Here is a 24,626-nt window from a genome sequence, read left to right as displayed (position 1 = left end):
CACGCCCCGGGCTCTATTCTGCTATGGGGCTCGCGTCGGAGTAACGCCTACGAACGACGCGAATTGCGCGCCAGCGCGATCAAGAGGCCGGCCATCAGCCCGATGGCCGCACCGGCTACCGCGTACAGCAACTTACCGGGCGAGGAGGGACGCTGGGGAGCGTAGTATTCGCCCAGCACCCGTGTCGGGTAGGTCCTCAGGGTCGCAAGGCCGTCTTCTAGTTGTATCTTTTGCTGCCCCAGGGCCAAAACCCGCGCGCTGACGACGGCTAGGATATTGGTAGTGAAAAGATCTTGCGTGGTCGTTCGGCTCTCGCTTGACTTCAACGCCGTGTAGGTACGCTGATAGTCCTGTTCCGCTACGGCAAGCTTTGTCAACGAGTTGGCGAGATCGGCTTTCATACGCTCCACTGCAGGTGCGTATACCTTCTCATGTTCCGCGGACAGCGTCTTGAATGAGACATCAAGCGCACGAATGGCCTGCTCGCGGGAATATCCGGAGACCTGGACGTTGATCAGGTCGATGCTTTTCGCTGGCGCTGAGCGCAGCGAATCAAACAGCAGCGCCGATTCCGGGGAATTGGCATCCGGTGCGGGCAAACCCATGTTCTTGAGCACGTCCAGGCGAAAGCTTGGCAGGTTATAACGGTCGGATGCCGTCAGCTGTGCCTCGATGAGCTTGCTGATATTGCTCCCGCCCGAACTGGGAGTCGTCACTTGGCCGATCTGGACAGTCATCTTGGCAGTCCACTGAGGTGGCTGGAAGAAGGAATATCCGATCGCGCCGGCAACACCAATGACGGTGGTTGCTAGCAGGAGCTTTGCTGATTTCGCAAAAAACAGTTGCAATGCTTTCGATGAGAGGTTCTCGGGCGAGTTTTCTGGTGTCAACGGCATGGGGGGGACAAGCCTAAGAAGCTTTGTACGTATGAGTCATTGATTGTAACGCGGATCACAACAACGCCCTGATTTGATGCGCATTTCCTACTTTTGTTGGTGCAAGCTTGCTAGACGGTGCTGATTCGGGATGTGCGCCCCGCCATGGCAAGCAGTGACTGCCAGTTTTTGGAGATCGTGTCGACCCCGAAGGGGGTGGCAAACTGTCTGGCTTCTCGGGCAAGCGACTCTTGCAGAGATACGTCGCCCATCAGTAGTGAGAGTTTTTCTCCTAACGATCCAGAATTCTCGGGGTGCGCAACCAGCCCGTTCTCCCCATCCCGTACCAGTTCCCTCGGTCCTGTCTCGCAATCGGTCGACACCACGGGCAACCCGAACGCCATCGCCTCCAGCAACACCAGTCCGAAGCCCTCATAGCGCGAACTCAGGCAGAAGATCGCCGCGCTCCGGTAGCACGATTCCATGTCCGCGCGCGTTCCCGGCATGCTGACCGAGCCGGCGATATCCAACTCGCCGGCCAGTGCTTCGAGCGCTTCACGCTCTTCACCTTCGCCGATGATCTCGAGTCGCCAGTCGGGGTGGCCAGCTGCTACCCGCGCCCAGGCGTTCAGCAGGACATCGAAGCCCTTGGCGCGCACGAGGCGGCCGACCGCGAGGACCGTCTTCGACTCCCGGCTGGCGGGCATCTCGGGGAACGGGAACGGCAATGGGTTGGAAATGACCTCGATGCGGCTGCGCGGCGTCAAGGCAGTCTGCCACCGCCGCTTGTCGCGCTCCGTCAATACCACCACCGCTTCGCAGGTCCGGGCGGCGAGCCGCCGCGCAATCCGTCGCGCGCGCTTCCCGAGATCTTCATCGAAATGACAATGCTCCCACGCAATCCTGCGTACGTTCAGCCCCAGCGTCGCCGGCAGTGTGAACAAGGTCAGCATGGTGTCGACTTCGATCAGTACGTCGATGCCCTGTTGCGTGACAAAGCGCCGGATGCCGAGCACCGTTGAGAAGTAGGCCCGCTTGAATGAGGGCCGCTGCGCGAACAGGGCGTGGTGCCTGACGGCGGGATGGAGCGTGAAGCAACTGCGCTCGTCCCACAGGCTCAGTATGCTGACCGGATAGCCGCGCTCGGCGAGCGCGTTGGCGATGACCGCGGTCATCCGCTCTGCGCCGGCAAAGGCATTGAGCGTGCCGGTCAGGAAGCAGATCGTCGGAAGTGATGTCATGTCGTTGCCAGCGCCGGCGCCTTCCTGCTGCGCCACCAGAGGAACACGCCAAAGGCAACCGCGATGGCGTTGCCAACCGTATAGCCGCCGACCGCGCCCCAGGCGCCATAGGTGGGCACGGTGGCCAGGTCGAACACGAGCGTGACGCCAAGCACGCCCGCCCACTTGATGGCGATCCAATCCGGCCGGCGCAGGTAGACCGGCAACAGGGTCAGGCCCACGTCGGCGAAGATGAGCGTGGAGGAGACGGCCGCGGCGCGCAGCAGCGACGCGGTGGGCGCGAACGCGTGACCGTACAGGAGTTGCACGATCCAAGGTGCGCCGACGGCGATCAGGATTGCGCCGCACAGGCCGGTCGCCGTCATGCCCAGCACAATGCGGGCAATGTTCGCACGCGCGATTGCCAGCTCGGCCTTGCCGTACACATACATCGGCGCGACGCCTGCCGCCAGGATGGTGGCCACGACCGTGTAGTTGTCCAGTATCTGCATGCAGGCCGCGTATGCGCCGAAGTCGGCGAGCGGCACCGCGGGCTGCAGCACGAGCTGGTCGATCCGGCGCGCGCCCATCATCAGCATGAAGCTGACCCAGAACAGCGCGCCGCTGCTCATCAGCTCGCGCGTGACGCGGTAGTCGTACTGCACGCTGCCGCGCTGTGCGTGCGTGTAGTAGTGGATTGCCAGCAGGCAGGCCATGATGACGGCTTCGATTGCGAAGGCGCCGGCATACAAGGGCACGCTGTGCTTGCCCGCGACGAACAGGGCTGCCACGAGGCCGGCCTTGACGGCCAGCGATGCCAGGCTGAACAGCGTGTTGGGCCGGTTATTGGTGTGCGCCTGCATCCAGGCCACCACGATGCCGAACGGCTCGCGTAGCAGGATGGCGATGCCGAGCAGCAGGGCAGCGGTCCAGGTCTCCTGTGCCGGATGTTGCAGCAGCAGGTAACCGCACATCAGCAGGTAGCCAAGGATGGCGCCGCCGAGGCGCAGCGAGAAGGCGTGCGCGAGCAGGCGGTGCTGGGCCTGCGGCAGGGTGGTGGCGACCAGGCGGGGCACAATGACTTCGCCGCCGCAGATGAGCGCCACCGAGGCGGCGATCAGCACGACGGCCTGCGCGTACTGGAAGTGGGCGAAGCCCTCTGGGCCCAGCGCGCGCGCAAGCATGGCGACGATGCCGATGCCGGCGGCGACCTGGATGCCGCGTTCGGCCAGCATCCAGAGCAGGTTCCCGGCGACGCGGCGCCGCATCAGGCGGGCTCCGCGCAGCTTGCGGCGCCGGCGGTGGCGAGCCTGGCGTAGCAGGCCAGCCATTGGCGGGCAACGGCTTCGATGCCGAAGCGCGCGGCGATGCGCTGGCGGCGCGCGGCTTGTGCCGCGGGGGAGCCGGTGCCGGCGGCCAGCGCGGTGCGGATCGCGGCTGCCAGCGCGGCGGCGTCGCCCCGCGGTACGACCTGCCCCGCATCGCCGAGCATGTCGGCGACGCCTGGCGCATCGGTGGAGACGACCGGGCATCCGCATGCCAGCGCTTCGGCAATCGCCAGCGGCATGCCTTCGATCTGCGAAGACAGGACGAAGAGGTCGGCAGCGTTCAGTAGCGCGGGGATATCGCGGCGCATGCCGAGCAGCGATGCGCGCTCGGCCAGGCCGCGCCGGCCGATGTCATCGGCCAGCGCCGCGCGGGCCGGACCGTCGCCGGCAATCATGAGCCGCGGGCTCGCCTGCGCATTGTCTTCGAGGCGGCTGAACGCATCCAGGAGCAGGTCCTGTGCCTTCTCCGGCACCAGCCGGCCGACATTGAGCACAAGTGCCGTGCCCGGCGGCACGCCGAGGGCGCTGCGCGTAGCCTGCCGCAGCCCGGGCTGGGGGCGGAAGCGCTCGATGTCGATGCCGTTCGGCACCACGACGATGCGACCGGGCGGCACCGCGCCGGCATCGATCATGCCTTGCCGGCCGTCGGCACTGACGTGGGTGGTGAGCGTGGCCCAGCGGTCGGTCAGCCGGTACGCGAGCATGCGCAGCCGGCCGCCTTCGCGATAGCTGTGCGCGGTGCAGACCACGGGCGGCGTGCGCGAAACCCGCGTCAACACCCGCGCGAACACATTGGCATGGATCATGTGCGCGTGGATGACATCCGGCCGCCAGTCGCGCACGAAGCCGCGCACGCGCCACAGCGCGCGTGCCATCGACCACGGTGTCTTGCGCATGTCCACGCAGAACAGCGTTGCCGCTTCGGGCAGGTCGACCTCGCGCCCGGGCGCGAGGCTGACTACGGCCACGGCGTGGCCGAGCGCGATGAACTGCCGCGCGAGCGCGGCTACCTGCTGTTCGGCGCCGCCGATCCTGAGGCCGGTGCTAAGCAGCAGGATGCGCATTGGGGGGGGAGGATGGCCGGGACGGAGTGGCTGGTTCACCGTGCCCCATACCCCGTCAACAACGTCCGCAAGGTCTTCACCGCGATCAGCAGGTCCAGCGCGAACGAGCAGTGCTTGACGTAGTACAGGTCGTAGCTGAGCTTGGTCACGGTTTCTTCGTGCGTGCCGACGTAGCCCTGCTGCACCTGCGCCCAGCCGGACAGGCCCGGCCGCACCAGGTGACGGTAGGGATAGTAAGCGATGGTGCGGGCGAACTCTTCGACCATCGGCACTTGCTCGGGGCGGGGGCCGATGAGGCTCATGTCGCCAACCAGCACGTTCCAGAGCTGCGGGATTTCGTCGAGGCGGTACTTGCGGATGATGCGGCCCACGCGGGTCACGCGCGGATCGCGGCGGGCGGCGAACTGGGCGGGGGCGCCGATGTCGTATCCCATGCTGCGGAACTTGAACATGGTGAAGGGTTTGCCGAACAGGCCGACACGGGCCTGGCGGAACAGCGCCGGGCCGGGCGACTCGAGGCGGATCGCGGCGCCCACGGCCAGGCCCACGGGCAGCGCGAACGGCGCCAGGCACAGCACGGCGGCCAGGTCGATCATGCGCTTGGCGAAGCTGTAGAAGTAGTGGGCGGCGTAGTCGTCGAGGAAATTCTCGTCGATGTGGGCCAGGCCGACGCGCCCGGTCAGCATCTCGCCGATCCGCTCCACGGAGTACATGCGCACGTGGCTGAGCTTGAACTGGGCGAGAAGGCGGGTGCGTTCGGGGTCCGCGGTGGCGTTGCGCTCGAGCATGAGGCCGTCGCAGTGCACGGCTTCGTCGAGCGAGCTGATGGCCTGGAAGCGGGTGGGGCTGGCCGGCGCGGCGCCGGGCATGGCGAGGATCTGTTCGAGCTGCGCGAGCGTGGCGGGATCGGAGTAGCCGAATACGGGCACGTAGTTGCGCACGTAGCGCCGGTAGCCGAACCAGATCCAGCCCAGCGTGGTGAGGTAGCTGAGCAGCAGCGCGCCGCGCGAGTATTCGAGGTGGAAGGCGGCGAAGACGAACAGCAGCGCGGCGAAGGGCAGGGTGGTGGCGAGGCCGACCAGGCTGTTGCCTTCCATCGCGGGCAGGTGCAGCGAGCGGTGCAGCAGCACGAAGGCGAACAGGTAGGGCAGCACCGACCACAGCAGCGTGCGGGTGAACACGTAGGTGACCAGTCCGGCGTGGTGGGCCAGTTCGGCCAGCGCGGTATTGAGGGCGAACAGCAACAGGCCGAACAGCGCCCAGGCCAGCATGCGGCTGGCGCGGCGGACGGTTTCGGAGCCCTGGGCGCGGCTGAGTTGCGCCGGGCGGGCGACGCTGTGGGTCTTGTTCATTGTCCGCTCGCTGAGCTGCTGGCCGCGGTGCGGACGGCCGGGCGCCTGCTGGCCAGCGCCTGTTGGTAGACCTCCCAGGTGGCCTCGGCCATCGGCGCCAGGCCGAACTCGCGCGCCCAGCGCGCGCGGGCGGCTTGTCCGAGGTCCTCGCGCAGCCCGGCATCGCTTGCCAGCCGGGTGAGCGCCGCGCTCCAGGCGTGTTCGTCGTTGCCGGGCACCAGCAGGCCGCAGGCGCCGTCGCCGAGCTGCTCCCGGATGCCGGGGAGATCGCTGGCGACGACCGGCAGGCCGGCGCGCATGGCTTCGAGCACCGAGAGCGGGAAGCCTTCGTGGTCCGATGCCAGCGCGAAGGCCTGGGCGGACGCCAGCAGCGCCGGCACATCGCTGACCGCGCCGGCGAAGCGGACCCGGGCGGGCGCCTCGGTGTCGGCCAGGGCACGCAGGGCGTCGGCCTGCGGGCCAACGCCGGCCAGCACCAGTTCGCAGTCAGGCAGGGCGGCGCGCGCGAACGCGCGGATGATCAGGTCCGCGCGCTTGGGCGCGGCCAGGCGCGCCACCATGACGATGCGCCGCAGGGGCGCGCCGGGCGTGGCACGGGCCGGCGTGTCGGCAATGCCGTTGCGGATCACGCTGATGCGCGATGCGGCCATCGGCAGCGTCGCGGCAAGCGTGCGTTCGGCCCGGGCCACGCAGATCAGCCGCGCGGTGAGCGGGGCTAGCAGCCATTCGGTCGCGCGCGCAGCCAGGCGCTGGCGCGCCGGGGCGGCCGCCTTGAAGGCGAAACCGTGCACCGTATAGACCACCGGCACGCCCAGCAGCCAGCCCGCGACCCGGCCCAGCGCGCCGGCCTTGGCACTGTGCGCGTGGATCAGGTCGGGCGCGGTGGCGCGCAGCGCCCCCAGCAGCTGGCGCAAGGCGGCCAGCGCGCGCAGCGGCGACAGCGCGTTGTCCAGCAGGGTCAGGCGCTCGGTGCGCGCGCCCAGGGCCCGCGCATGGTCCAGCAGCGGGCCGGTGCCGCCGGCCAGCAGCACCGGCTCGACCCTGTCGCGCAGCGCCGTCAGCAGGTCTGCCACGTGCGTCTGCGCTCCCCCGATCTCGGAGTTCGTGATCAGGTAGGCAATGCGAGGACGGGTAGCGGGCAGGGGAGAAGACACGGGTGGCACGGGGCAAGGACGGACTACCGGCAACGGCGGCCGGGACGGTACGCGGCGCCATTTTCAAGCATAGCCAGTCGATTATAACTGGCGCGCCCTGCGCATTCCGGCAAAATACGGTCTTTGGCGCGATTGCCCGCCGCTCGGCCCGCCGCGGCCGGCAATGGCGACCCGCAAGATGGCAAAACCTACCGATTACCCAGAGGATGTGACCCATGCAAGTTGATCCCTCCATTTTCAAGGCCTACGATATCCGTGGCATCGTCGACAAGACCCTGACGCGCGAAGTGGCGCGTGCGATCGGCCTGTCCTTCGGCTCTGCCGCGGCCGAACAGGGCGAACGCGCGGTGGTGGTCGGGCGCGACGGGCGCCTGTCGGGGCCCGACCTGCTGGGCGGCCTGGTCGAAGGCCTGCGCGCGGCGGGCATGGATGTGATCGATCTCGGCATGGTCGCCACGCCGATGGTCTATTTCGGCACCAATGTCGAACTGGCGGGCCGCCGGGCCGCCTCGGGCATCATGGTGACCGGCAGCCACAATCCGCCGGACTACAACGGCTTCAAGATGGTGCTGGGCGGCAAGGCGATCTACGGCGAGCAGATCCAGGCCCTGCGCCAGCGCATTGAATCCGGCAAGTTCGCAAGCGGCGCCGGCGGCTACCAGCAGGTCGACATCCGCCAGCAGTACCTGGACCGCATCGTCGGCGACGTCAGGCTGGCGCGCCCGATGAAGATCGCGCTCGATGCCGGCAACGGCGTGGCCGGCGCCTTCGTCGGCGACCTGTTCCGCGCGCTCGGCTGCGAGGTCACCGAGCTGTTCTGCGAGGTCGACGGCAACTTCCCCAATCACCATCCCGATCCCGCCCATGTGGAAAACCTGCAGGACCTGATGCAGTGCCTGCGCGAGACCGACTGCGAGCTGGGCCTGGCCTTCGACGGCGACGGCGACCGCCTCGGCGTGGTGACCAAGGACGGCCAGGTGATCTTCCCCGACCGCCAGCTGATGCTGTTCGCCGAGGAGATCCTGGCCCGCAACCCGGGCCAGCAGATCATCTACGACGTCAAGTGCACCGGCAAGCTGGCGCCGTGGATCCGCCAGCATGGCGGCCAGCCGCTGATGTGGAAGACCGGCCACTCGCTGGTCAAGGCCAAGCTCAAGGAAACCGGCGCGCCGCTGGCCGGCGAGATGAGCGGCCACGTGTTCTTCAAGGACCGCTGGTACGGTTTCGACGATGGCCTGTACACCGGCGCGCGCCTGCTCGAGATCCTCTCGAAGGAGGCCGACCCGAGCGCGGTGCTCAACGCCTTGCCCAACTCGAACTGCACGCCCGAGCTGCAGCTCAAGTGCGCGGAAGGCGAGGCCTTCACGCTGCTGGACAAGATCCGCGCCAATGCGAAGTTCGATGGCGCGCGCGAGGTCATCACCATCGACGGTGTGCGCGTGGAGTATGCCGACGGCTTCGGCCTGGCGCGCCCTTCCAACACCACGCCGGTGGTGGTGATGCGCTTCGAGGCCGACAGCGATGCCGCGCTGGCCCGCATCCAGGCCGAGTTCAAACGCGTGATCCTGGCCGAAAAGCCGGACGCGCAACTGCCGTTCTGAGCGGATGCCGTTGACCGCGCCCACGAAGGGCGGAACGGGTGGCGTGGGTGAAACGGGCGTGGCCGCGCCGCCGCATGCGCTGCCGGCTCGCCCGCGCATCCTGGTGGTCAAGGTTTCTTCGCTGGGTGACGTGGTGCATAACATGCCGCTGGTGCATGACCTGCGCGCGCGCTGGCCGGAGTGCGAGATCGACTGGGTGGTGGAAGAGGGTTATGCCGAGCTGGTGCGCCTGCTGCCCGAAGTGCGCAAGGTGATCCCGTTCGCCCTGCGGCGCTGGCGCAAGCGGGTCTACCAGGGCGCCGCGTGGCGCGAGATCGGTGCCTTCCGGCGAGCGCTGCGCGAACAGGCCTACGATGCCGTGATCGAAACCCAGGGCCTGCTCAAGACCGCCGTGGTGGCGCGCGTGGCGCGCCGCCGCCCGGGCGCGCCGGTGATCGGACTGGGCAACGCCACGCAGGGCTCGGGCTACGAGCCGGCCGCGCGGCTGTTCTACACCGAGCCGGTGGCGGTGCCGCTGCAGACCCATTCGGTGCGGCGCTCGCGCTTGCTTGGCGCGGCGCTGACCGGCATCGCGCCGCCCGAACCGCCGCAGTTCTTCGGGCCGCAGGCGCGCAGCCTGCATGTCGACGATCCGTTGTGGTCGGGCTTGCCCGGACGCTATGCGGTGTGCTTCCACGCCACCGCGGGCGCGAAGAAACGCTGGCCGCTGGCCAGCTGGCATGAACTCGGCCGCCGCCTGGTGGCCGAAGGCCTGGACATGCTGCTGCCGTGGGGCAGCGAGGCCGAGCGGCGCGCGGCCGAGGAGATCGCCGCCGGCGTGCCGGGCGCGCAGGTGCTGCCGCGTTTCAGCGTGATGCAGGGCTTCGGCCTGATCAACCGCGCCGAGGTAGTGATCGGCGTCGATACGGGCCTGGTCCATATCGCCGCCGCGCTGTGCCGTCCTACCGTGGAAATCTATACCGCCACCTGGCGCTGGAAGACCGAAGGCTATTGGTCGGACAGCATCGCCAACGTGGGCGACGACGGCGTGGTGCCGCCGCCCGGCGAGGTCTACGCGGCCGCGCGGCGCGTGCGCGGGCTGGGGCGCTGATGCTGCGCGCCCTCTACAACCTGCTATGGCTGATCGCGCTGCCGGTGGCCCTGTTGCGCCTGGTCTGGCGCGCGCGCAAAGAGCCGGGCTATGTGCAGCACGTCGGCGAGCGCCTCGGTGCGTACGGCCGGCTGCCCGCGGCCGGCCCCTGGCTGTGGGTCCATGCGGTGTCGGTCGGCGAGACGCGCGCGGCGCAGCCGCTGATCGAGGCGCTGCTGGCAGGGTATCCGTCTCACCGTCTCCTGCTCACGCACATGACGCCGACCGGCCGCCAGACCGGCGCCCAGCTGTTCGGCAACCAGCCGCGCGTGACGCAGTGCTACCTGCCCTACGACCTGCCCTGGCTGGTCCGGCGTTTCCTGCGCCATTTCCGTCCCGCGGCGGGCATGCTGATGGAAACCGAGGTGTGGCCGAGCCTGGTGCGCGGCGCGCGGTTGGAGGGCGTGCCGCTGTTGCTGGTCAACGCCCGGCTGTCGCCGCGCAGCTATCGGCGCACGGCCCGCTTCGGGCAGGCCGCCACCGCCATGTATCGCGACTTCACCGCGGTGCTGGCGCAGACCCAGGGCGATGCCGAACGCTTCCGCGCGCTCGGCCTGCCCTCCGTGCAGGTCACCGGCAACCTCAAGTTCGACATGCAGCTGCCCGAGGCCGGCCTGCGGCGCGGCCGCCTGCTGCGCCAGGGGTTTGGCGAGCGCGCCGTGTTCGCCGCCACCAGCACGCGCGAAGGCGAGGAGGCGCTGGTGCTGGCGGCATTCGCACGCTGGCAGGCGCTGGCCGCGACGGCACCGGTGCCCGTGCCGCGCCCGGCGCTGCTGCTGGTGCCGCGCCATCCGCAGCGCTTCGATGAAGTAGCGGGGCTGGTCGCGCGCAACGGCTTCTCGCTGGTTCGCCGCAGCGCTCTCGGCGATGCCGCGGCATGGGAGCAGGCGGGCCTGCCGGAGCCGGTCGCGGCGGATGTGCTGCTGGGCGATTCGATGGGCGAGATGGCGCTGTACTTCGCGGCCTCGGACATTGCGTTCATCGGTGGCAGCCTGCTGCCGCTGGGCGGGCAGAACCTGATCGAGGCGTGCGCCGCAGGCACGCCGGTGCTGATCGGCCCGCACACCTTCAACTTCGCGCAGGCGACCGAAGACGCCATTGCCGCAGGTGCCTGCCGGCGCGTGGCCGATGCCGACGAACTGATGCGCACCGCAGCGGCGGTGCTGGGCGATGCGCCCGGGCTGGCCGCCATGCGCGATGCCGCGCGCGAGTTCTCGGTGCTCCATCGTGGCGCCACGCAGCGGACCATGGCCGCTCTCGCCCAGGTGATCGGCGCGGCGCATTAGGCCTGCAGGGGGACGCGGATGGCACGGGCTGCCTTCATGTAGGCGCGCGCCCGATGGGCCGCTCCCGCGCGGTTCGCTACACTATTCGGCGTGAGGGCCCGTCTGGCGGCCCCACCAGGCCCGCAAGCCGCCGTCGAGCAGCGCGGGCCGGCCAAGCCGCGCGCCCCCTACCAGGAGCTTCCAGATGCAGAAAACCTCTCGTGATCACTCCCGCATGCCCGCCGCGTGGGCGGTGCGTGCCGCCTGCGCCGCGCTGCTCTGCGCCGCCGTGGGTGCCTGCGCCACCGGCCCCGCGCCCGACTCCCCGGGTGCAAGCCCCAGCCTGAACCAGGCGCAGAGCGGCGGCCCCAGCCGCTGGGAACTGACGCGCTGGCAGCAGCCGGACGGCACGCTCAGGCAGATCCCGCATGGCGACAACGGCCAGCCGATCATCTTCGAGTTCAATAGCGGCATCGACTCGGCGCAAGGCACGGTCAGCGGCTACAGCGGCTGCAACCGCTTCACCGGCGGCTACGGCAAGACGGCTACCGGCATGCGCTTCGACAGGATGGCCGGCACGCGCATGGCCTGCGTGCCGCCGCGCGGCGAGCTGGAGGCCGCGCTGCTCAAGGCCATGCAGTCGCCGTTCACCACCGTGGGCACGCAGCCGTCGGCGGGGTCGACGGGGCGCCAGATTATCTGGAAGACCGTCGATGGCGACCTGCTGCAGTTCGTCGAGCGCGAGGGGGTGGGCAGGCGCGGCGAGAAGATGGATGCGCAGCAGGCCGGCGGCGTGGAGAAGATCGTCTACGTGGATTCACAGCGCGTGGAATGCAGTGGCGTCGGCAAGCAGACCTGCTATCGCGTGCGCGAGAATCCCGATGCGCCGTGGTCGCTCTGGTACGGCCCGATCGAAGGGCTCGATTTCGAGCCGGGCATGGCGTACAAGCTGCGCGTGCGCGAGACGCGAGTGGACAATCCCCCCGCGGATGCTTCGTCGGTCCGCTGGCAGCTGCTGGGGGTGGAGTCGCGTACGCGGGTCAACTGAGCGCTTCAACTGAGCGCTGCAGGCGCCACTGGCGCCCGCCAGGAAAAAACGCCGCGGTGGTAGCCGCGGCGTTTTTGTTTTCTGCCGGCGCGGGCGATCAGCTGCGCGGCGCGGGCGTGCCGGCGATGGCTTCCCGGCGCTGCGCGGCGCGCTTGCCTGCCGGCGCGCTTGCCGGCGTGGTGCCCGGCGCCGTGCCCAGCTTCAGCCTCTCCGGCAGCTTGTACATCGAGCCCGGCGACGAGGTCAGCAGGGTGTTGATCTGCAACACGTCTTCCTCGACCAGCGCGCCGGTGGCGGCCTTCAGGCGCAAGCCGTTCATGATGGTGTCGTAACGCGCCTTGGCGAGATCGCGGCGCGTGGAGAACAGCTGCGCCTCGGCGTTCAGCACGTCGATATTGATGCGCACGCCCACCTCGTAGCCGAGCTGGTTGGATTCCACCGCGCTTTGCGCCGAACGCTCGGCGGCTTCCAGCGCCTTGACCTGGGCCAGGCCGTTGAACACGCCGGAATAGGTCTGGCGCGCACTCTGGGCGGCGGTGCGGCGGGCGAACTCGAGGTCGCTGGCGGCCTTGTCCGCCAGCGCGGCGGTCTCGCGCACGCGCGACTGGACCTGGCCACCGCTGTAGATCGGCACATTCAGCTGCACGCCGATCTGGGCGCTGTTGTAGCGGCTGGAAATATTGACCTGCTGCGCCGCGCTGCCGGTGGAGTTGACGAAGCCGTACGATGCCACGAGATCGACCGAGGGCAGGTGTCCGGCTCGCGCCTTGTTGTATTCGCGCTGTGCGGTGTCGAGGTTGTAGCGGGCCAGGCCGACTTGCGGATTGGTGTTCTCGGCCTGGCTGGCCCAGGTATTGACGTCGGCCGGAAGCGGGCCGGGGAGCTCGGCGGCGGTGCGCAATCCCGGCAGTTCGTCGACCGGCTTGCCGGTGATCTGCTGCAGGTTGGCGCGCTTGATTTCGAGGTCGCTCTGCGCCGCGATCTCGGTCGAAATGGCCAGGTCGTAGCGCGCCTGCGCATCATTGGCGTCGGTAATGGTGGCGGTACCGACCTCGAAGTTGCGCTTGGCCTGCGCCAGCTGCTCGGCGATGGCCTTCTTCTGCGCGCCGGCCAGGTAGAGGTTGTCCTGCGAGGCCAGCACGTCGAAGTAGGCCTGCGAGGTGCGCGTGATCAGGTCGAGCTGCGCCTGGCTGAACGTGACTTCGCCCGCCAGCGCGGCCAGCTCGCCCTGCTTGTAGGTTTCCCAGCGATCCCAGCGGAACAGCGGCTGGACCAGTTGCAGCGACCAGTTGTTGTTGTTGAGAAAGCGGTCCGCCACGATCGGGACCGTCTGGTCCACATTGGTGCGCGTGGCGCCGAGCGTGCCGTTGATCTGCGGCAACAGGCCGGAGCGTCCTTGCGGCAGCTTTTCCTGGCTGGCCACCAGCTGCGCGCGCGCGCTGGCGAACTGTGCATCGTTGGCCTGGGCGTCGCGATAGACCTGGAGCAGGTCGGCGCCATGCGCGGCCGGCAGGTGCAGCAGCGCGAGCAGCGAGCCCGTCAGTGCCAGGCGCGTCGTGGGCAGGCCCCGCGCAGGGAACAGCGCAAACCTCATGACATCTCCAGTCGGCCGGGCAGCAGTCGCCAGGCTTACGTTTTTCGATCAGCGTTCAGGGGGAGCCGGCGCCGCCAGCCTGCCGGCGCCGTGCAAGGGGCTACTGCTCAATGCTTGCTGGTACTGCTGGTACTGCTGGTCCTGCCGGTACTGCTGGAAATACTGGTGCTGCTGGTACTTTCCGGTGCTGCCTGGTGCTTTCCTGGGCCGTCAATACTTCGGCATGGCCGGGTCCACCTGGCTGGCCCAGGCGTCCACGCCGCCGGTCAGGTTGTAGACCTTGGCGAAGCCCTGGCGCTCGAGGAAGCCCGCCACCTGCATGCTGCGCATGCCGTGATGGCAGATGCAGACGATGTCCGCGTCTTCGTCGAGTTCGGCGGCGCGCGCCGGGATCTGGCCCATCGGGATGTGGGTGATGCCGGGCATGGCGCAGGTCTGCACCTCCCAGCCTTCGCGCACGTCGAGCAGCACCGGTTGCGGGCGGCCGGCATCGGCCAGCCACTGCGCGAGTTCGGGAGCGTTGATGACCTGCATGTGGCTCGCCCCGTTCAGAAGTGGAAGCGCGAGGGCTGCTCGGCACCGCTCAGCGGCGTGACAGCGGTCTCGAACAGGTTGACGGTCTTGTACTCGGTCTCGCTCACGCGCGTGATGATCTGCGCTTCCATCGCGGGCAGCGCGCCCACGAAGGCGGCGATGCGGCCGCCGACCTTGACCTGCGACAGGATCGACGAGGGTACCGAGGGCAGGGCGCCGGAGATGCAGATCACATCGTAGGGTGCGCTGGCGGCCCAGCCGGCGGCGGCGTTGCCTTCGGCCACGTCGACATTGGTCACGCCGGCATCGGCCAGGTTCTTGCGGGCAAGCGCAGCCAGTTCCGGCAGGATGTCCACGGTCACCACGTGGCGCGCGCGGTGGGCCAGCAGGGCGGCCATGTAGCCGGAGCCGGCGCCGATCTCGAGCACCTGCTCGTGCTTGCGCACCGCCAGGTCCTGCAGGATGCGGGCCTCGACGCGCGGCGCCAGCATGTTCTGGCCGCCGGGCAGCGGGATTTCCATGTCGACGAAGGCCAGCGCGGCGTAAGCCTGCGGTACGAACTGTTCCCGCTTGACCACGGCCAGCAGGTCCAGGATTTCCTGGTCCAGCACATCCCACGGGCGGATTTGCTGTTCGATCATATTGAATCGGGCTTTCTCGAGATCCATCTTGCCATTCCTTCCAGTGCCAACCGCTTGTTCAGTTCTGAGTCCGGCCGCGCGGTGCCAGGGGCCGGGGAAATCCGTGAAACCTGCCATTTTAACCCCTTGCCAAGGCAGTTGCCGAAGCGCGTGACAGGAATTGTCGCCTCCATGCCGCAATCCGGCCCGGGAAGCGGCATTGCGGGCGACCGGCGGGGGCCGGGCCGTGGCCGCTGTCATTCGGCGCTGGCCGGCTCGCGCACCGGCACGTGGGGGCTATCCGCCGCCTGCGCGGCGGGCTTGCCGCGCCAGCGCCGCCCCAGCCAGGCGCTGAAATCGTCCAGGTAGGTGTAGATCACCGGCACCACCACCAGCGTCAGGATCGACGAGGTGATGATCCCGCCGATCACCGTCTGCCCCATCGGCGCGCGCTGCTCGGCGCCTTCGCCCAGGCTGAAGGCCAGTGGCACCATGCCGAAGATCATGGCCAGCGTGGTCATCAGGATGGGGCGCAGGCGCACGCGCGCGGCGGCCACCAGCGCGGCTTCGCGCGACATCGGCGGCTGGCCGTCGGCGCCACGCCGGGCCTGGTTGGCGAAGTCGACCAGCAGGATGGCGTTCTTGGTCACCAGCCCCATCAGCATGATGAAGCCGATGATGGAGAACATGTTCAGCGTGGAGCGGAACAGCAGCAGCGCCGCGAACACGCCGACCAGCGTGAGCGGCAGCGAGGTCATGATGGCGATCGGCTGGAAGAAGCTGGCGAACTGCGAGGCCAGGATCATGTAGATGAAGATCACCGCCAGCGCCAGCGCCGACACGGCGAAGCCGAACGATTCGTTCATCGACTTGGTGGAGCCGCCGAAGCGGTATTTGTAGCCCACCGGCCAGTTCATGCCGTCCAGCGCGGCCTTGACCTCGCGCGCCACTTCTCCCTGCGAGCGGCCCGCGGTGTTGGCGGTCAGTTCCACCTCGCGGCTGAGGTCGCGCCGGCTGATCTGGTTGGCCCCGGTGGTGGGCACCAGTTCGGCGATCTGGCGCAGCGGCACCATGCGTGGCGAGCCGTCGCTGCCCACCTGGCTGCTGGCGATCATCAGCCCGCTGAGGTCGGCCATGCCGGTGCGGGCGTCCTTGGGCAGGCGCACGCGCACGTCGTAGTTCTGGTCGTCGGGCGCGCGCCACGAGCTGATGGCGTCGCCGGCCAGCAACGGGCGCAGCGCATTGCCGATCTGCACGATGCCCACGCCGAGGTCCGACGCCAGCTCGCGGCGGATGCGGACCTCCACGGTAGGGCGGTCGTCCTTCATGCTGGAATCGAGGTCGGCCAGGCCGCGGACGGCATTCATGCGGCGGCTGGCCTCCAGCGAGAGGCGGCGCAGCGTCTCGAGATCGTCGCCCTGGATCGACACCTGCAGCGCCTTCTGCCCGCCCGCGCCATCGGGCATGCCGACCATGGTCAGGGTGATGCCGGCGATGCCCGCGAGCCGCTCGCGGATCATCGGGTTGAGCTGGGTGGTGGTGAGCTTGCGCATGCGCCGCTCGGTCAGCCGCACCGACACCAGCGCGTTGTTGCGGCCCGAGGTGTTGCCCGAGTTGATGGTGGCATAGGTATAGGCCACTTCCGGGAACGCCTTGAGCGCGGCCTCCACCTGCCTGACCTTGGCCTCGGTGACGGCGATCGACGTGCCCACCGGCGTGGTGAAGCCGACCTGGGTTTCGCCGAGGTCGGCGGCGGGCACGAACTCGGTGCCGATCAGCGGCACCAGCGCGAAGCTGCCGAAGAAGGTCGCCGCGGCGATGATGGCGGTGGCGAGGCGGTGCTTCAGTGCCCAGCCCAGCATGCTGCCATAGCCGTGGCCGAGCGCGTCCATGCGCGCCGAGAACCAGTCCAGCAGGCGGCCCACGGTGCGGCCGTACAGGCTCTTCTTGTTGCCCGTGCCGTGCAGGTCGGGGTCATGCCAGACCGACGACAGCATCGGGTCGAGCGTGAACGACACGAACATCGAGATCAGCACGGCCGCCACCACGGTGACGCCGAACTGATGGAAGAAGCGGCCGATGATGCCGCCCATGAAGCCCACCGGCAGAAACACCGCGACAATGGAGAAGGTGGTCGCCAGTACCGCCAGGCCGATCTCGTTGGTGCCGTCCAGCGCCGCCGCGCGATGGTCCTTGCCCATGAGGTTGTGGCGCACGATGTTCTCGCGCACCACGATGGCGTCGTCGATCAGCAGGCCCACGCACAGCGACAGCGCCATCAGCGTGATCACGTTGAGCGTGAAGCCGAACATGTACATCACGCCGAAGGTGCCGATCAGCGCGATCGGCAGCGTCAGCCCCGTGATCACCGTGCTGCGCCAGGAGCCGAGGAACAGGAAGACGATGGCCACGGTCAGCATGGCGCCTTCAAGCAGCGTCGAGCGGACTTCCTTGACGCTGCTGCGGATGCCGCGCGCGGCATCGTTGACCACGGTGAGCTGCACGCCCGCGGGCACCAGCTTGCGCACTTCGTTGGTCATCCTGATCAGGCCGTCGACGGTGTCCACGGTGTTCTGGCCCTGCGCCTTCACCACCGCGAGGAACAGCGCGCGCTTGCCGTCGAGCATGGCCAGGCTTTCCTGCTCTTCTTCGCCGTCGCGTACGTCGGCCACCTGCTCCAGCGTGACCGGCTGGCCGGCGCGGCGCGCCACGATGATCTTGCGGAAGGCGTCCGGCGTGAGCATGCGGCCCTTGATCTGCACCACCGTCTCGGTGGAGGTCGAGCGCAGTTCGCCAGCCGGCAGCTCCTGGTTCTCGTTGCGGATCGCGTCCATCACCTGGTTCACGCCGATGCCGAGTGCTTCGAGCTGGGCCGGGCGGATGCGGATCTCGACTTCGCGCTTGGTGCCGCCGACGAGGCTGATGGCGCCCACGCCGCGCACGGTTTCCAGGCGCTTGCGCACGATCTGGTCGGCGATCGTGGTCAACTCCCGCTGCGTGCGCTCGGCGCCCGGCGCGTTGGACACCGACAGGTAGAACACCGGCGCGTCGGACGGGTCGTAGCGCAGCACGCGCGGGTCCTTCACCTCGTCGCGGAACTGCGGGCGGATCAGCGCGATCTTGTCGCGCACGTCCTGCGCGGCCTGGCCGACGTCGACAGAGAGATCGAACTTGATCACCACCACCGAGGTGCCCTGGTAGGAGTGCGAAAAGATCTCGTCGATGCCGGAGATGGTGTTGACGATCTCCTCGATCTTGCGGGTGACGTCCGACTCCACCGATTCGGGCGCGGCGCCGGGATACTCGGTCTGCACCACCACGATGGGAAAGGTGATGTCCGGAAACTGGTCGACCGACAGCCGCTGGTAGGAGAACAGCCCCACCACGACGAAGGCCATCATCATCATGGTGGCCAGCACCGGGTTATGGATTGACAGGCGAGTGAACCACATGGCGGGCGCCCTATGCCTTGACCAGCTTGACGCGGCTGCCCGCGCGCAAGGTGCCGAGGTTGTTGCGCACCACCTGTGCGCCGGCCGACAGGCCGCCGGCGATCTCTACCAGCCCGCGCTCGTCGTCGCGGATGCCGGGCTTGACCTCTCGCTCGGCCAGCATGCCGTTCTCCACGGTGTAGACGAAGGCGCGCTCGCCGTCGCTGCGGATCGCGGTGGCCGGCACCGCCACCACGCCCGCGTGCTGGCCCAGCACCAGCGCGCCCTGCGCGAACATGCCGGCGCGCAGGCGGGCGCCGGGATTGTCCACGCGCACATAGACCATGATGCTGCGCGAGCCGGGCACGGCCGAGGGATTGATGCGCACCAGCCTGCCTTCGAAGCGGCCGCTGCCTTCCACGTCGAGCCGCACGGCCTGGCCGATGGCGGCGCGCGCCACGTCGGCGGTCGGGATCGGCGCCTCCAGCTCCAGCGAGCGCAGGTCGACGATGTCGACCAGGCGCGTATCCGGCGAGACCTTCTCGCCCGGCTGCACCGCGCGCGCCGCCACCAGGCCGTCCAGCGGCGCCTTGACCACGGTATCGGCCAGCGCCTTCTGCGCGACGTCGAGCCCACCCTGGGCGGCATCGAGGTTGGCGCGCGCCACGTCGAGATTGCTCTGGTAGTTGTCGAATGCCGTCTTGGAGATGAAACCCTTGGCAACCAGCTCGCGGTTGCGCTCGAAGGTCTGCTTAGAGTTCTCGTACTGGCCGCGCGCCGCCAGCATCTGGCCGCGCGCCTGGGCTACCTTGGCCTGGTATTCGGTGGCGTCGATGCGCACGATGACCTGGCCGGCGCGTACGGCCTCGCCCTCGCGCACCAGCACTTGCTGCACCTCGCCCGAGACCTTGGCCTTGACCGAGGCCTGGTTGAGCGCGCGCAGCCCGCCCGACAGCGGCAGTGCAACGCGGAGATCCTGCGTGGCGGCTTCGGCCAGGTCGGAGTGGAGGAATTCCACCAGGCCTGGCGCGGCCGGCTGCACGGCCGCCGGGGCCGTGGCCGGCTTGCCGGTGCCGTTCTTGCGCACGGCCGCGGTGGCGCTGAGCACCGCGATCACGGCCACCGCGGCGAACGTGCCAATCAGTATCTTTGTGCGTCGGGTCATGCTGTCTCCGGCGGCCGCGCCGGAGAGTCCGCCGCGTCCTGCTGCGCTTGCGCTCGTGCGAGCGCTTCTAGTTGTTCTTGCCGTATCCGCTCCCAGACGTAGGGGCCGACCTTCGGCGGCAGCGGCGTATCGCGCGCGGCGCCGGTGGTGAGCCCGAACAGCAGCATCTGGAGCAGGTTGTCGATAAAGGCCTCGGGGTCGATCACGATGCTCGACGAAGCCCCGAAGCCGCGTTGCCACAACACCAGGAACACCAGCGGCGCGCAGATCAGCGCGCTGTTGGGGTTGGCCGGCACCGCGCGCAACTCCCCGCGTGCCGCGCCTCGCGCCAGCACGCGCGCGAACAGCTCGTCGCCCGGTACCGTCACCTCCTCGTGGTAGAAACGGGCGATGTCGGGGAAGTGATTCGCCTCCGCCAGGACCAGCCTGGTCAGGCCTGCCACCGAGGTGGCGCCGATCAGGCCCCACCAGCCGCGCAGCAGTTCGCGCAGCAGCTCGGCGGTGGTGCCTTCGAAGGTCTCCACCAGGTCGACGCCCCGGGCCAGCGCCGGCCCCAGGTTCTCCCGCACCACGGTCTTGAACAGCTCTTCCTTGTTGGCAAAGTACAAATACACCGTGCCCTTGGACACACCTGCGGCGGCCGCGACATCTTCCAGGCGGGTGGCCGCATAGCCTCGCTCGACAAACAGTTCGAGCGCCGCGGCCACCAGTTCCTGCGGGCGCGCGGCCTTGCGGCGGGCCCAACGCTTGGGATTCGCCTCGGCCTTGTTCTGGTCTTGGGACTTGTTCACTGGGGCGCTGCGCACCTATGCCGGTGCGTTCTCCGCGGATTTTGCCAATAAATAACTCTTGGGTCAGTAATGTAGTGGAGTGGATTGGGGCGGTCAAGCTGGGGCATTCACGGTCTGGCGCCGCGGGCATGGGGCACAATACGGCCTGCCGGACGCCCGTCCGCGCCTGAACCTTTGCCATGTCCGTCCAGTCTGAACTTTCCTGCCGCCCGGATTGTGGCGCTTGTTGCACTGCGCCCTCCATTACGTCACCCATTCCGGGCATGCCGCACGGCAAGCCCGCCGGCGTGCCGTGCGTGCAGCTGCTGCCGGATCGCCGCTGCGCGATCTTCGGGCAGCCTTCGCGGCCGGCGTTCTGCGCCGGCCTCAAGCCCGCCGCCGACATGTGCGGCGACTCGCGGGGGCAGGCGCTGGCATGGCTGGCGCGGCTGGAGGCCGCCACGGCGCCCGCGCCGGCTGCCATTGCCCGCTGAACCGCAAAGGAAACCAACCCATGGTCATGATGAATCGCCGGCGCTGGCTGGCAGCAAGCGGTGCTCTCGCGTTCGCCGCGGCACTGGCGGGCTGCGCCATGTTCGGCAACGACTACACCTTCTCGCAAAGCCAGCTGCAGGCAGCGCTGGAGCGCAAGTTCCCATTCAACAAGCGCTATATGGAGCTGTTCGACATCCAGCTCGCCAACCCGCGGCTCACGCTCGACCCGGAGCGCAACCGCGTGAACGTGCAGTTCGATGCGACCATCGACAACCGCCTGTTCTTCGGCCAGCCGCTGACAGGGCGCTTCGCGCTCGATAGCGGCCTGCGCTACGACCCGCCCAGCCGCTCGCTGGTGCTGCAGGATCCGCAGGTCCAGCAGTTCGACATCGGCGGCCTGCCGGCGCAGTTCACGCGCCAGCTCAATGCGCTGGGCGGCATCCTCGCCGAGCAGCTATTGCAGGGCTATCCGCTCTATACCTTCCGTCCGGATCAGCTGCGCCTTGCCGGCTCCAGTGTCGAGCCCGGTACAATCACCGTTTTGCCCAACGGGATCAACGTCAAGATCAACCGTCCGTGAGTGCGCGTGCGCGCATGACGGGCGCGCGGCCAACGGTGGTCCGTACCCTGCGGCTTCCTTTTTTCCTTTTTCGTTTTCCTTCGCCCCACCAATCAGCATGGATATTGCGCTCGCCCTGAAAGCCGTGATCCTCGGCATCGTCGAAGGACTGACCGAGTTCCTGCCCATCTCCAGCACCGGCCACCTGATCCTGGCTGGCCAGTTGCTCGACTTCAACGACGAAAAAGGCAAGATCTTCGAAATCGTGATCCAGTTCGGCGCCATCCTGGCGGTGTGCTGGGAATTCCGCCGCCGCATCACCACCGTGGTGGGCGGCCTGGCCACCGACGAGAAGGCGCGACGCTTCGCCGTCAACGTGATCGTCGCCACGGTGCCGGCGATCGTGCTGGCGCTGGTGTTCGGCAAATGGATCAAGGCGCATCTGTTCAACCCGGTCACCGTGGCCACCGCCTTTATCGTCGGCGGCGTGGTGATCCTGTGGGCCGAATGGCGCGAGGCGCATCGCGGCCGGGTCTCCCACCCCGCAGGCAATGCCCTGCTGGAGGCCGCCAAGGCCGGCGCGCCGCGCATCGAGTCGGTGGATGACCTCAACTGGCGCGACGCCATCAAGGTGGGCCTGGCGCAATGTTTCGCGCTGATCCCCGGCACCTCGCGCTCCGGCGCCACCATCATCGGCGGCATGCTGTTCGGGCTGTCGCGCCAGGTGGCGACCGAGTTCTCGTTCTTCCTGGCGATCCCGGTGATCTTCGGCGCCACGGTGTACGAGCTTTACAAGGCGCGCGCGCTGCTGTCCGCCGACGATCTCGGTGTGTTCGGCGTCGGCTTCGTGTTTGCCTTCCTGTCGGCCTTCCTGTGCGTGCGGTGGCTGCTGCGCTTCGTGGCCACCCATGACTTCAAGCCGTTCGCCTGGTACCGGATCGTCTTCGGCGTGATCGTGCTGGTGACCGCCTACACGGGACTGATCGCCTGGCACGCCTGATCGCGCCAAGCCGCGGCCGCGCCTGGCCGTTCACGCGGGGCGCGACGCAAACAAGAAAGGCGTGGCCACTGGCCACGCCTTTTCTATTGGGCAAGCGGCCAGGCCTCAGGCCCGCTTGCGGAATACCACGTCCCACACGCCATGGCCGAGCCGCACGCCGCGGCGTTCGAACTTGGTGACGGGGCGGTAGTCAGGCCGCGGCGCAAAGCCGCCGGCCGCATCCGACGTGTTCTCCAGCGCCGGTTCGCCCGACAGCACTTCCACCATCTGGTGGGCATATTCTTCCCAGTCGGTCGCGCAGTGCAGGTAGCCGCCCGGCTTGAGCCGGCTGGCCAGCACCTTCACCAGGGGCGCCTGCACCAGGCGGCGCTTGTTGTGGCGCTTCTTGTGCCAGGGGTCGGGGAAGAAGATATGGATGCCATCCAGGCAGCCGTCGGTCAGCATATGCGCGATGACCTCGACCGCATCGTGCGGCATGATCCGCACATTCCCGATGCCGCGCTCGCCGATCAGCTTGAGCAGGGCGCCCACGCCGGGCTCGTGCACCTCGCAGCCCAGGAAGTTGTCCTGCGGCCGCAACTGCGCGATATGCGCGGTGGTTTCGCCCATGCCGAAACCGATTTCCAGGATCGCCGGCGCGACGCGCCCGAAGGTGGCTTCCCAGTCCAGCGGCTGCGGCGCGTAGGGCAGGATAAAGCGCGGGCCGAGGTCATCGATGGCGCGCTGCTGCCCGGTGGAGGTCCGCCCGGCGCGGCGCACGAAGGAGCGGATGCGGCGCGGATGCGCCACGGCGGCGGCCTGGTCGGGCGCGTTGCCGGCCTCGTCGGCTGGCGTGGGGTCGGAACTGGGGTCTTGGGGAAGCATGGCAACAAAAAAGCCGCCGGGCGAAGCCTGATCGGTCAGTGACCAGGTGGCGAAGGCGGCTCGTATCAATCCGAGGTGGAGCGGGCGATGGGAATCGAACCCACGTCTTTAGCTTGGGAAGCTAAGGTAATGGCCATTATACGACGCCCGCAAGAGCCGGGATTTTACGCGGGATTCAGGCGGGAGCGCAAGCGGTGGAAGTGGGCGCGGCATGCGAAAGTGGATGCACTGCAACTCGGCTTGCTGGGTGCGCTGGCATCATTTTGGGCGGCGATGGAGGGCGGAATCCGGCATGCGTGTGCATGGCAATGTCCGCACCCTGTCCTTGCGATCGTAAGGCTGCGGAGAGGGAACTCCCATCTTTGTAGAGATGGTTCGGCATTTGAGGCTCGGCCGTAGAGGCCGACTATGCCTTTTCTATCGCGACCCACCACCTGGCAATCTGCTTCCCGGTGCGAATGGGTACTTTCGACCCGAAACGGGCGTCAACTCTGCTACCGGCGAATGGCCGCTGTTGCCATGCGTGCCCAGTTACTAGGCCTGGCCGTCCGGCCGACCGCTGACGGTCTGGTACGGGCCATCTGTTCCATCATCATTCGGTCAAGCACGAGGGTTTTTCGGAAAGCCCCTCCTATTCTCCATCGGGTGCGCGCTCCTTGAGGGTGGCTAGGGCGTCCATCAATCGCTTGGCATTCAGTTCATCCTCGACATAGATCTGCGCCAATGTCCGGCCGCCGGATGATCGAGGCTCGACCACGAACCAGTTACGCTTGCTGAACAGGCGCGTTTCAGCAATCGATCGGTAATATAGCCTGGTGGCTTTCCGAATGGACGTGGTAGTAACAGATGTCAAGCCAGGAGCGGACACAGCTCTGGCGCCGCTCCCGAACTCCACATACCGGTCCGTGACCTGGACTGACTCCGGACGCTTCTTGTCTGGCTGCTCGTACAGCACGCGCTCCACAATGACCTGAGGATTGCTGACGGTGGCGGGTTGGTAATCAATGCGGGTAGCACAGGCAGCCAACAGTAGGATCGGAACGAGTAAGCAGGTTCTCATAGCAGTGAGCGGAAGTTCGGGCGCAATTCTGAGTGGATTCTTGCGGGTTGTCACGCTTGTTAGGCGAGCAACTCCAGCATCCGCGTCTTTTACAATTGGAAGCGGCTATATCCAGCAGCCAAGAGCGCGGCACCTGCTTGCGACGAGTCGCGGTGGCGTGCGAGCCGCGCCTAACCCGTCGGGGAAAGCGGCCATTCGACACGGATGACGGTATGACTGTTCCTGGCCCGGACTCGGCTGCGAATGGCGACCGGCTCAGACCGCCCCGCTTCTGCCTCTGTGCGCCTCGGTAACCCTCCCATTTCTAGCAGTCTCTGGAAGTTGAGGCTAGGCCACGATGGCCGATCGTTGTTTCGGGTCATGCCGCCGAGCGCCATGTTCGGGCGCTCGTGATTGTAAGACCATAGCCATTTGGTGGCGTAATCCTGGAAGTCGCGGGCTGTCTCAAACAGTTAGTGCGCCAAGATGTACGGCGGCAATCCATGTACCCTGAGGGAC

At 67.9% G+C, this 24,626-nt stretch carries 21 protein-coding genes and 1 tRNA gene; 7 read left to right on the top strand and 15 right to left on the bottom strand.

Annotated elements, in window-relative coordinates; all coding sequences use genetic code 11:
• Nucleotides 1-47: 47 nt before the first annotated feature.
• The 6 genes from AC1DKV_RS01990 to AC1DKV_RS01965 form a co-directional block, all read right to left on the bottom strand.
• Nucleotides 48-896, bottom strand: a complete 849-nt coding sequence (locus AC1DKV_RS01990) for a Wzz/FepE/Etk N-terminal domain-containing protein (RefSeq protein ID WP_441613267.1) — start codon at nucleotides 894-896, stop codon at nucleotides 48-50.
• A 110-nt stretch (nucleotides 897-1,006) separates the two neighbouring features.
• Nucleotides 1,007-2,116 (bottom strand): glycosyltransferase family 4 protein, encoded by a 1,110-nt coding sequence (locus AC1DKV_RS01985; RefSeq protein WP_441613266.1) that lies wholly within the window; start codon nucleotides 2,114-2,116, stop codon nucleotides 1,007-1,009.
• Nucleotides 2,113-3,363, bottom strand: a complete 1,251-nt coding sequence (locus AC1DKV_RS01980; protein ID WP_441613265.1) for a lipopolysaccharide biosynthesis protein — start codon at nucleotides 3,361-3,363, stop codon at nucleotides 2,113-2,115. Before AC1DKV_RS01980 ends, AC1DKV_RS01985 begins: the two co-directional genes overlap by 4 nt.
• Nucleotides 3,363-4,487 carry a glycosyltransferase gene (locus AC1DKV_RS01975; protein ID WP_441613264.1) on the bottom strand — a complete coding sequence of 375 codons (1,125 nt, stop codon included), beginning with the start codon at nucleotides 4,485-4,487 and terminating at the stop codon, nucleotides 3,363-3,365. The genes AC1DKV_RS01980 and AC1DKV_RS01975 overlap by 1 nt, the downstream gene beginning before the upstream one ends.
• 35 nt (nucleotides 4,488-4,522) lie before the next feature.
• The gene (locus tag AC1DKV_RS01970; RefSeq protein ID WP_441613263.1) at nucleotides 4,523-5,839 is read right to left on the bottom strand and encodes a sugar transferase; all 1,317 of its coding nucleotides are present in this window, start codon (nucleotides 5,837-5,839) and stop codon (nucleotides 4,523-4,525) included.
• Nucleotides 5,836-6,993: a glycosyltransferase family 4 protein gene (locus AC1DKV_RS01965; protein WP_441613262.1), complete on the bottom strand. Its 1,158-nt coding sequence runs from the start codon at nucleotides 6,991-6,993 to the stop codon at nucleotides 5,836-5,838. The genes AC1DKV_RS01970 and AC1DKV_RS01965 overlap by 4 nt, the downstream gene beginning before the upstream one ends.
• Before the next feature lie 215 nt (nucleotides 6,994-7,208).
• On the opposite strand from AC1DKV_RS01965, the gene AC1DKV_RS01960 reads away from it, so the two are divergent.
• From AC1DKV_RS01960 to AC1DKV_RS01945, 4 genes are all read left to right on the top strand, one after another.
• Nucleotides 7,209-8,594 (top strand): phosphomannomutase/phosphoglucomutase, encoded by a 1,386-nt coding sequence (locus AC1DKV_RS01960; protein WP_441613261.1) that lies wholly within the window; start codon nucleotides 7,209-7,211, stop codon nucleotides 8,592-8,594.
• Nucleotides 8,595-8,598: 4 nt separating this feature from the next.
• Complete coding sequence (waaC, locus tag AC1DKV_RS01955) at nucleotides 8,599-9,684, top strand: lipopolysaccharide heptosyltransferase I (RefSeq protein ID WP_441613260.1); 1,086 nt, start codon at nucleotides 8,599-8,601, stop codon at nucleotides 9,682-9,684.
• Nucleotides 9,684-11,009: a lipid IV(A) 3-deoxy-D-manno-octulosonic acid transferase gene (gene waaA, locus AC1DKV_RS01950; RefSeq protein WP_441613259.1), complete on the top strand. Its 1,326-nt coding sequence runs from the start codon at nucleotides 9,684-9,686 to the stop codon at nucleotides 11,007-11,009. The genes waaC and waaA overlap by 1 nt, the downstream gene beginning before the upstream one ends.
• Before the next feature lie 184 nt (nucleotides 11,010-11,193).
• Nucleotides 11,194-12,036, top strand: a complete 843-nt coding sequence (locus AC1DKV_RS01945; protein ID WP_441613258.1) for an META and DUF4377 domain-containing protein — start codon at nucleotides 11,194-11,196, stop codon at nucleotides 12,034-12,036.
• 97 nt (nucleotides 12,037-12,133) lie between these two features.
• On the opposite strand, the gene AC1DKV_RS01940 is transcribed toward AC1DKV_RS01945, so the two are convergent.
• From AC1DKV_RS01940 to AC1DKV_RS01915, 6 genes are all read right to left on the bottom strand, one after another.
• On the bottom strand, nucleotides 12,134-13,630 hold the full coding sequence (locus AC1DKV_RS01940; RefSeq protein ID WP_441643194.1) for a TolC family outer membrane protein: 1,497 nt from the start codon (nucleotides 13,628-13,630) through the stop codon (nucleotides 12,134-12,136).
• 210 nt (nucleotides 13,631-13,840) lie between these two features.
• Nucleotides 13,841-14,164, bottom strand: a complete 324-nt coding sequence (locus tag AC1DKV_RS01935) for a rhodanese-like domain-containing protein (protein ID WP_441613256.1) — start codon at nucleotides 14,162-14,164, stop codon at nucleotides 13,841-13,843.
• A 14-nt stretch (nucleotides 14,165-14,178) separates the two neighbouring features.
• Entirely contained in the window at nucleotides 14,179-14,832 is a 654-nt protein-coding gene (locus AC1DKV_RS01930; RefSeq protein ID WP_441613255.1) for a protein-L-isoaspartate O-methyltransferase family protein, read from the bottom strand.
• 209 nt (nucleotides 14,833-15,041) lie between these two features.
• The gene (locus AC1DKV_RS01925) at nucleotides 15,042-18,236 is read right to left on the bottom strand and encodes an efflux RND transporter permease subunit (RefSeq protein ID WP_441613254.1); all 3,195 of its coding nucleotides are present in this window, start codon (nucleotides 18,234-18,236) and stop codon (nucleotides 15,042-15,044) included.
• A 10-nt stretch (nucleotides 18,237-18,246) separates the two neighbouring features.
• Nucleotides 18,247-19,380 carry an efflux RND transporter periplasmic adaptor subunit gene (locus tag AC1DKV_RS01920; RefSeq protein ID WP_441613253.1) on the bottom strand — a complete coding sequence of 378 codons (1,134 nt, stop codon included), beginning with the start codon at nucleotides 19,378-19,380 and terminating at the stop codon, nucleotides 18,247-18,249.
• Nucleotides 19,377-20,171 (bottom strand): TetR/AcrR family transcriptional regulator, encoded by a 795-nt coding sequence (locus tag AC1DKV_RS01915; RefSeq protein WP_441613252.1) that lies wholly within the window; start codon nucleotides 20,169-20,171, stop codon nucleotides 19,377-19,379. Before AC1DKV_RS01915 ends, AC1DKV_RS01920 begins: the two co-directional genes overlap by 4 nt.
• Before the next feature lie 179 nt (nucleotides 20,172-20,350).
• Here AC1DKV_RS01915 and AC1DKV_RS01910 point away from each other — a divergent pair, with 179 nt between their 5' ends.
• The 3 genes from AC1DKV_RS01910 (at nucleotide 20,351) to AC1DKV_RS01900 (ending at nucleotide 22,204) form a co-directional block, all read left to right on the top strand.
• Entirely contained in the window at nucleotides 20,351-20,644 is a 294-nt protein-coding gene (locus AC1DKV_RS01910) for a YkgJ family cysteine cluster protein (RefSeq protein WP_441613251.1), read from the top strand.
• A 20-nt stretch (nucleotides 20,645-20,664) separates the two neighbouring features.
• Complete coding sequence (locus AC1DKV_RS01905) at nucleotides 20,665-21,225, top strand: DUF1439 domain-containing protein (protein WP_441613250.1); 561 nt, start codon at nucleotides 20,665-20,667, stop codon at nucleotides 21,223-21,225.
• A gap of 97 nt (nucleotides 21,226-21,322) precedes the next feature.
• The gene (locus AC1DKV_RS01900) at nucleotides 21,323-22,204 is read left to right on the top strand and encodes an undecaprenyl-diphosphate phosphatase (protein WP_441613249.1); all 882 of its coding nucleotides are present in this window, start codon (nucleotides 21,323-21,325) and stop codon (nucleotides 22,202-22,204) included.
• A 105-nt stretch (nucleotides 22,205-22,309) separates the two neighbouring features.
• Here AC1DKV_RS01900 and trmB read toward each other — a convergent pair whose 3' ends face one another.
• The 3 genes from trmB to AC1DKV_RS01885 all read right to left on the bottom strand — a co-directional run bounded on the left by trmB (nucleotide 22,310) and on the right by AC1DKV_RS01885 (nucleotide 24,182).
• Nucleotides 22,310-23,068, bottom strand: coding sequence for a tRNA (guanosine(46)-N7)-methyltransferase TrmB (gene trmB, locus AC1DKV_RS01895; protein ID WP_441613248.1), 759 nt, complete (start codon nucleotides 23,066-23,068; stop codon nucleotides 22,310-22,312).
• Between the two features lie 76 nt (nucleotides 23,069-23,144).
• Nucleotides 23,145-23,219: transfer RNA gene (locus tag AC1DKV_RS01890), tRNA-Gly, on the bottom strand.
• A 480-nt stretch (nucleotides 23,220-23,699) separates the two neighbouring features.
• On the bottom strand, nucleotides 23,700-24,182 hold the full coding sequence (locus tag AC1DKV_RS01885) for a hypothetical protein (protein WP_441613247.1): 483 nt from the start codon (nucleotides 24,180-24,182) through the stop codon (nucleotides 23,700-23,702).
• Nucleotides 24,183-24,626: the final 444 nt, after the last annotated feature.

This window comes from Cupriavidus sp. 05T41 (assembly GCF_056396525.1).
This window is presented reverse-complemented; position numbering and strand designations above follow the sequence as displayed.

Coding starts and splice junctions, on each gene's coding strand:
- AC1DKV_RS01990 (WP_441613267.1), bottom strand. CDS start 896: ATGCCGTTGACACCAGAAAACTCGCCCGAGAACCTCTCATCGAAAGCA.
- AC1DKV_RS01985 (WP_441613266.1), bottom strand. CDS start 2,116: ATGACATCACTTCCGACGATCTGCTTCCTGACCGGCACGCTCAATGCC.
- AC1DKV_RS01980 (WP_441613265.1), bottom strand. CDS start 3,363: ATGCGGCGCCGCGTCGCCGGGAACCTGCTCTGGATGCTGGCCGAACGC.
- AC1DKV_RS01975 (WP_441613264.1), bottom strand. CDS start 4,487: ATGCGCATCCTGCTGCTTAGCACCGGCCTCAGGATCGGCGGCGCCGAA.
- AC1DKV_RS01970 (WP_441613263.1), bottom strand. CDS start 5,839: ATGAACAAGACCCACAGCGTCGCCCGCCCGGCGCAACTCAGCCGCGCC.
- AC1DKV_RS01960 (WP_441613261.1), top strand. CDS start 7,209: ATGCAAGTTGATCCCTCCATTTTCAAGGCCTACGATATCCGTGGCATC.
- waaC (WP_441613260.1), top strand. CDS start 8,599: ATGCCGTTGACCGCGCCCACGAAGGGCGGAACGGGTGGCGTGGGTGAA.
- waaA (WP_441613259.1), top strand. CDS start 9,684: ATGCTGCGCGCCCTCTACAACCTGCTATGGCTGATCGCGCTGCCGGTG.
- AC1DKV_RS01945 (WP_441613258.1), top strand. CDS start 11,194: ATGCAGAAAACCTCTCGTGATCACTCCCGCATGCCCGCCGCGTGGGCG.
- AC1DKV_RS01940 (WP_441643194.1), bottom strand. CDS start 13,630: ATGAGGTTTGCGCTGTTCCCTGCGCGGGGCCTGCCCACGACGCGCCTG.
- AC1DKV_RS01935 (WP_441613256.1), bottom strand. CDS start 14,164: ATGCAGGTCATCAACGCTCCCGAACTCGCGCAGTGGCTGGCCGATGCC.
- AC1DKV_RS01930 (WP_441613255.1), bottom strand. CDS start 14,832: ATGGATCTCGAGAAAGCCCGATTCAATATGATCGAACAGCAAATCCGC.
- AC1DKV_RS01925 (WP_441613254.1), bottom strand. CDS start 18,236: ATGTGGTTCACTCGCCTGTCAATCCATAACCCGGTGCTGGCCACCATG.
- AC1DKV_RS01920 (WP_441613253.1), bottom strand. CDS start 19,380: ATGACCCGACGCACAAAGATACTGATTGGCACGTTCGCCGCGGTGGCC.
- AC1DKV_RS01910 (WP_441613251.1), top strand. CDS start 20,351: ATGTCCGTCCAGTCTGAACTTTCCTGCCGCCCGGATTGTGGCGCTTGT.
- AC1DKV_RS01905 (WP_441613250.1), top strand. CDS start 20,665: ATGGTCATGATGAATCGCCGGCGCTGGCTGGCAGCAAGCGGTGCTCTC.
- AC1DKV_RS01900 (WP_441613249.1), top strand. CDS start 21,323: ATGGATATTGCGCTCGCCCTGAAAGCCGTGATCCTCGGCATCGTCGAA.
- trmB (WP_441613248.1), bottom strand. CDS start 23,068: ATGCTTCCCCAAGACCCCAGTTCCGACCCCACGCCAGCCGACGAGGCC.